This is a genomic window from Okeania sp. SIO3I5, assembly GCF_010672085.1.
Taxonomy (GTDB): Bacteria; Cyanobacteriota; Cyanobacteriia; order Cyanobacteriales; family Microcoleaceae; genus Trichodesmium.
The window spans coordinates 1-6,054 of record NZ_JAAHHT010000021.1; the positions used below are offsets into that span (position 1 = coordinate 1).

6 protein-coding genes are annotated in these 6,054 nt (G+C 33.9%); 3 read left to right on the forward strand and 3 right to left on the reverse strand.

The features are described 5' to 3' along the window. The 3 genes from F6K40_RS07370 to F6K40_RS07385 form a co-directional block, all read right to left on the reverse strand. On the reverse strand, positions 1–1,091 hold a 1,091-nt coding region (locus tag F6K40_RS07370; protein WP_293133524.1), incomplete at its 3' end, for an FAD-dependent oxidoreductase. A 118-nt stretch (positions 1,092–1,209) separates the two neighbouring features. Then, positions 1,210–2,010 carry a globin domain-containing protein gene (locus F6K40_RS40685; protein WP_365670541.1) on the reverse strand — a complete coding sequence of 267 codons (801 nt, stop codon included), beginning with the start codon at positions 2,008–2,010 and terminating at the stop codon, positions 1,210–1,212. Between the two features lie 259 nt (positions 2,011–2,269). Continuing rightward, the gene (locus tag F6K40_RS07385) at positions 2,270–3,061 is read right to left on the reverse strand and encodes an SAM-dependent methyltransferase (RefSeq protein WP_293133526.1); all 792 of its coding nucleotides are present in this window, start codon (positions 3,059–3,061) and stop codon (positions 2,270–2,272) included. Between the two features lie 410 nt (positions 3,062–3,471). On the opposite strand from F6K40_RS07385, the gene F6K40_RS07390 reads away from it, so the two are divergent. From F6K40_RS07390 to F6K40_RS07400, 3 genes are all read left to right on the forward strand, one after another. Further along, positions 3,472–4,185 (forward strand): Crp/Fnr family transcriptional regulator, encoded by a 714-nt coding sequence (locus F6K40_RS07390; RefSeq protein ID WP_293133529.1) that lies wholly within the window; start codon positions 3,472–3,474, stop codon positions 4,183–4,185. Between the two features lie 278 nt (positions 4,186–4,463). Further along, positions 4,464–5,372, forward strand: coding sequence for an Rpn family recombination-promoting nuclease/putative transposase (locus tag F6K40_RS07395; protein WP_293133531.1), 909 nt, complete (start codon positions 4,464–4,466; stop codon positions 5,370–5,372). Positions 5,373–5,743: 371 nt separating this feature from the next. Beyond that, positions 5,744–6,054: Rpn family recombination-promoting nuclease/putative transposase (locus F6K40_RS07400; RefSeq protein ID WP_293133534.1), on the forward strand; the 311-nt coding region annotated here is incomplete at its 3' end.

Here is a 6,054-nt window from a genome sequence, read left to right on the forward strand (position 1 = left end):
TCTTCCAATGCCGAGTTAACGCCTTGCCCAATATCTGGAGGAAAACAATGAACGGCATCTCCCAATAAAATTATTCCACTAGAATTATCTGTATTTGATAATAAGTAATGCAACCCAGAACAATATTGAGCTATGGGAAAATATCCACCCTCACTTTTAGCAAAACGCTCTTTTTCTTCTGATAAAACTATTTCATTGATTGGCAATTGTGGAAAAGCTTTTTCAAGAAACTCAGACAATTTTTCACTATCTTGTAATTTCCAAATTTCATGTTCGGGTTTTCTAATAATATTTGCTGTTCTTGGTTCGTTCGGATCGGCAAAAGGTAAAATTCCTAGAGATATAGAATGTTGAGAATCTGTAAATGCTCCACGAATAGCATAAGCCATCGTACAAAGTGCCTGCTCAGAATTATTATTGTCTAGGGAAAAGTTAGGTGGTAAAGTCAAAACTTTGTATTTCAAACCAGAACTTGGAGAGGGAAAAAACTGCATTTTAAATTTATCTGTTCCAGAATTATCCCACTTATCTAAAGTTTGCCTAACTAAAGAATTAACTCCATCACAACCAACTAATAAATCTGGCTGAAATTGATAATTTTTTTGGTCATTTACTCCTTGGGCAATAATTGTTAATTTTCCATCTTTGTTGTTAATATCCAGACATTTTGTATTAAATAAAGTTGTAATCCTATCTTGCCAATTTTCCTCAATTTCTTGAAAAAGTAATTGCAAGAAAATTCGACGTTGGAGCCAGTAAGCAGTTTTTCTGTTGGGGTCTATGATTGGCAATTTTGATGTTTTACGATTACCATCAGCCTTAATTTCTGTGAGGTAAAATTCTGTATTAGGAACGCTAACTTTTGCTAACTTTTCAGTTAAACCTAATAGATCGGTAAATTTTTGACCACGCCCATCAATTAAATAATTGAATGATTTATCAGGTTCATAAAAATCTGCAGCAGGTCGTTTTTCTAATACTGTAATTTGATGCCAACCACGTTTAGCTAATATTAATGCAGTGGCAAAACCAGCGGGGCCTCCACCGATAATAACTGCGTTTTGGTTTAAGTTTTTTGTTTCTGTAGACATAGTTTTTAAGTAAGCATTCAGCTATCAGCTATAATACCATTTATCAAAAACTTCTCTACATTTTTTTGAGTAGGGGAGTAGGAATTTTCACCCCCCTAAAATCTGAGGCGAACTAAAGTTAGTTTTGATCTGCTACCTTAGTAGTTTGATAAATTTCTTGTTCTCGATTAATAAACACTTCAGCTAAGGCTTGATAAGCTTCAGTCCATGCTGTCATAACTTCTGCGGTTGCAGCATCTCCCAGGACATCTTTAATTGCTTTTAATAAACATTCTCCCACTATAGGATACTGTTCTGGTAAAACATGGGTTTGTACATGACGATGCGCAATCTTATCTACCATCGATCTTAATCTTTCAAGATCGTCGATATGAGCTGCATAGCTATAAACTGCGTTAGCGAGTCTAGCTGGTTGAGTACCATTAGTTTGGGCGGACATATCAAACTGTGATTTCACTTCTGGATAAGCGTGAAACATAATTTCGTACATCCGAGTTGTAATTTTTTGACCGTGTTCTTTGAGGACAGGGGCAGTGGATTTAACAATATCAATAGTTTGCTGACTAACTCCCTTTTTAGCTGGAAGATGTTCGGAAAGAGCTAAAGTGAATGCTAGATTTTCTTTCGCTGTCACTGCATGGGGTGCATTTGCTGCCATAAAGACAATTACCCCAGGGGCGAGAGCAATATCCTTTCCTTCTAAATTGAGATTTCCTGTACCTTCAACTACAGTTACTAGGGCGTTACGAGTCGAGGTGTGTTCGTCAATTTTTGTACCTGCTGCCAAACACAATAAGCTGTATTGACTGTTATTATCTTTAACTACAACTTTACTAAGAATGCCACTGCTAGGGTATTCAATTAAATCTTGCAAAGTAGTAGCAAAAGAATTATTAACTGTTTCGCTTGTGCTGTTCATAATTTGTTGACTCCTATTTATAATTCAATATGTATTGGTTTCAGTAATGAGGTAATATCAAATCCGGTTAAATAACCTCACTATCAATTTAGTTAGTAGTCGTAGGGGTGATTCGCAAATCACCTGTACAGTAGAAAATACTTAACCACTTATTTCTAGAGCGTGTCAAGAATCCTTACCTCAACTGCCTAGACTATCCTCAAACCCTGTAGATGCGATTATTGTATGTGCAATTAAACGGAATTAATATAATTATCCATTATCCATTATCCATTAATGAAGTTCCTTTTGCCCAAAAAACGATATAACCGATATCGTGACGATATTTTTGAAAATTACGGCGCATTTCTGAGAATCTTTGACCTAAATTAGGATTAGTGAAAACATTCCAGAAAATTTTGAATGTTCTAAATAACCCTTCATCTCGTACTATCTGACCAAAATTAAGTAATCTCATCGCTCCTGTTTGCTGTTGCTCTAAAGTTAAACCAGCATCTTGACAAGCGATTAACCATTCTGAGGCAGTTAAAGGATTAGCATTAACTTTAATAGACTGAGATAGATTTTTATGCACTTCTGATTTTTTGTCACGGATTAATAATTCATGGGAAAGGAACTTACCGCCTGGTTTGAGATGGTCTTTAATTGTTGATAATACTTTGGCTTTTCCTGTATTTGATTGCATTGTAAGGATCGCTTCTGCCAAAACATAATCAAATTTGTCTGTAATTTGTTCTAAGTGGAAAATATCCCCTTCAACAATCGTTACTCGATCTGATAATCCCGCCGCCTGAATGTTTTCCCTAGCTCTTGCTACACTATCTGGGTTTTTCTCTACTCCTACCACACGGACATTAAATCTTTTGGCTATTTGAATGGCACTTTCACCAAAGCTTGCTGCTAACTCTAATACCGTTTCTTCTGGTTGGAAATTAGCCCAAGTAAACAGTTGTTCGGTTGCGCTCTTTCCTCCTGGACGTAAAATCTTTTTTCCTGCTGCTGCTAAAACTTGATGACCTGGTGCGGTAGCAAAATTGATATTAGTTGTCATAAGTCCTATCCAAACTCGATATTTTTACTATGACATTAAGTTTTAGTCTCGTCTTTGAGGTAGCTCATATTTAGAGGTAAAGTTTTGTGAAGGAAATTCTGTAGCAATATTTTGCTAGGACTCAGGAGTTAGGAGTTAGGAGTTAGGAGTCAAAATTTTAACGGAAAACCTTTAAAATTAACTGTTATAAAAATTTTCACAACCAATTTAGGATTTTTATAACTTAGTATACTATATTATAGGTATTCAACAGAAGCAGGACTAAGGTCATGCGAACCCAGAAATCGGCTTTTTTCCTCAATGTTAATTGTTAAAAACAACGATGTATCTTAAAAACCCGGTTTCTTTGCGTAACTGAGGTACTGATAAGTGATAACTGATAACTGAAATGATCTACTCCCTCTTTTCTAATGATTATTAAACCTTGCTCATCTATCTCTCAATTAAAAAAAGTTTCGATTTTTCAAGATTTGGAGAGAACGCAATTAGAAAGTCTAATTCCTTTTAGTTATGTTCGAGTATATCAGCGAAATGAAATAGTAATGCACGAAGGCGACCAGATATTGCAACAACTTCATGCTTTAATTACGGGAAGATTAGAAATTAAAAAGACGGCAGCTAATGCTAAAGAAACGGTAATACGCTCGATTCCTCCAGGAGAACTTTTTGCTGCACCAGCTATTTTTGGTAACGGTATTTCCCCTGCGACAGTAATATGTCAAGTAGAGTCGCAAGTATTGACTATTGAGCGCGAAGCTTTATTGCAGGTAATTTCCCAATCTCCAGAAATTAGTTTAAAAATACTAGAAGTCTTTAACCAAAGATTACAACAACTCCACAATATGGTACACGGTTTGATATCGGAGCGAGCAATAGTCCGTTTAGTAAAATTAATTAAATATTATGGCGATCGCGACGGGACTCATTCTGTAGCAGAAGGGGAGCTTTTAAATCTGCAACTGCCTTATTATCAAATTGCTCGCAGTATCGGTATTACTTATGAAGAATGCGTACGTCTCTTTAAAAAACTTAAGGGAGTTGTTATTTATAAAAGAGGAGGAACAATTATTGTTAAAGATTGGGGAAAGTTAGAAGCAGCAATTAAAAATATTGAGGACAGTTAAAAGTATGGAATTAGCTATTTCAACTCGGCGTTGGTTAATCGAGCTATGAAATCTAAGGAGCATATTATCAGAAAGTAAGACCTCCACCGATCATAACTGCATTTTGGTTGAAGTTTTTTGCTTCTGTAGACATAAAAGACTAAGGAATGAGAATAATATTATTTACAGAGGTTAAATTGCCTAAGTTTTATATCGTCTGATATAATACAATTGTTATTCACTGAAATTTTCAGTTAGAATATTACTATAATATTGCGATTACTTCTTGCTAAATCCTTATGAAATTTATCAGTCCTAAAGTTGATTATGCCTTTAAAAAAATATTTGGTTCTAATCAATCTCAACAAATACTTATCAGTTTTCTGAATGCCATTATTTATGATGGTGAAAATATCATCCAATCTTTAACAATTAACAATCCCTATAATCCCGGTCAAGTAGAATCTTTAAAAGATAGTTATTTAGATATTCGAGCTACATTATCTGACAATTCAATAGTGATTATTGAAATGCAAGTTTCTCGGATGCAAGCTTTTGATAAACGGGTAGATTATAATTTGTGTAAAACTTATGCTAATCAATTAGAAAAAGGTGAACTTTATTTTCTGCTAAATCCAGTAATAGCTGTGACAATTACTGATTTTAAGATGTTTGATGAACTTCCCGAAGCCATCAATAGATTTGTGTTTAAAGAGGAGAAAAAAAATGTTGCTTATATCGGGGAAAATTTAAAGTTAATATTTGTCGAATTGCCAAAATTTCAGAAAAAATTAGAGGATTTAGAGAATTTAATAGATAAGTGGATTTTCTTTTTAAAAGAAACTGCTAGTTTGGATATAATTCCCGAATCTTTAGGGGAAGTGCCAGAAATTGAACGGGCTCTAAATATTGCTAATCGAGCTAATTATAGTAAGGAAGAATTAGAGGAATTTGATAGACGAGCGATGATGTTGCAAGATGAGAGAGGGAAAATAAATTATGCGAAAGAAGAAGGTAGAGCAGAAGGAATAAACATAGGGGAATTAAAAATAGTAATGTCTTTAATTAATCAACGTTTTGGAGAGGTTGATCGAGATATTACCGATCGGATTTCTAAGTTAAAGAGTGAAAATTTAGAAAGTTTAGTTAAGGCACTTTTTGATTTTAATAGTCTAGCAGATTTATTGAGTTGGTTGGAGAACCTTTAAATAATTAATAATTAATAATTAATAATTAATAATTAATAATTACCTCTTCTTTATAAGAAATTGAGAGGCTTTGTACCTTAATTTTTAGGTAAATTCAGTTATAGCACTAGGGAATAGGGAATAGTAGAATTTCAAAGGATTTTCCTAGGTCATGCTGGGCAAACAGGATTTAGAAATGTCCTCACCTTAATCCGTAGCGCTATATCAGTTAGGTTGAGGTTTGAAACGTTTCATTTGGCCTTTAAAACGTCAAAGTCGAGGTTTCAAACCTCTAAAGTCTGAATGCATGAATGCATGACTTGATTTTTATTCACTGAAATTTTCAGTTACAATATTACTATAATATTGCGATTACTTCTTGCTAAATCCTTATGAAATTTATCAGTCCTAAAATTGATTATGCCTTTAAAAAAATATTTGGCTCTAATCAATCTCAACAAATACTTATCAGTTTTCTGAATGCCATTATTTATGATGGTAAAAATATCATCCAATCCTTAACAATTCAAAATCCTTATAATCCTGGTCAAGTAGAATCTTTAAAAGATAGTTATTTAGATATTCGAGCTACATTATCTGACAATTCAATAGTGATTATTGAAATGCAAGTTTCTCGGATGCAAGCTTTTGATAAACGGGTAGATTATAATTTGTGTAAAACTTATGCTAATCAATTAGAAAA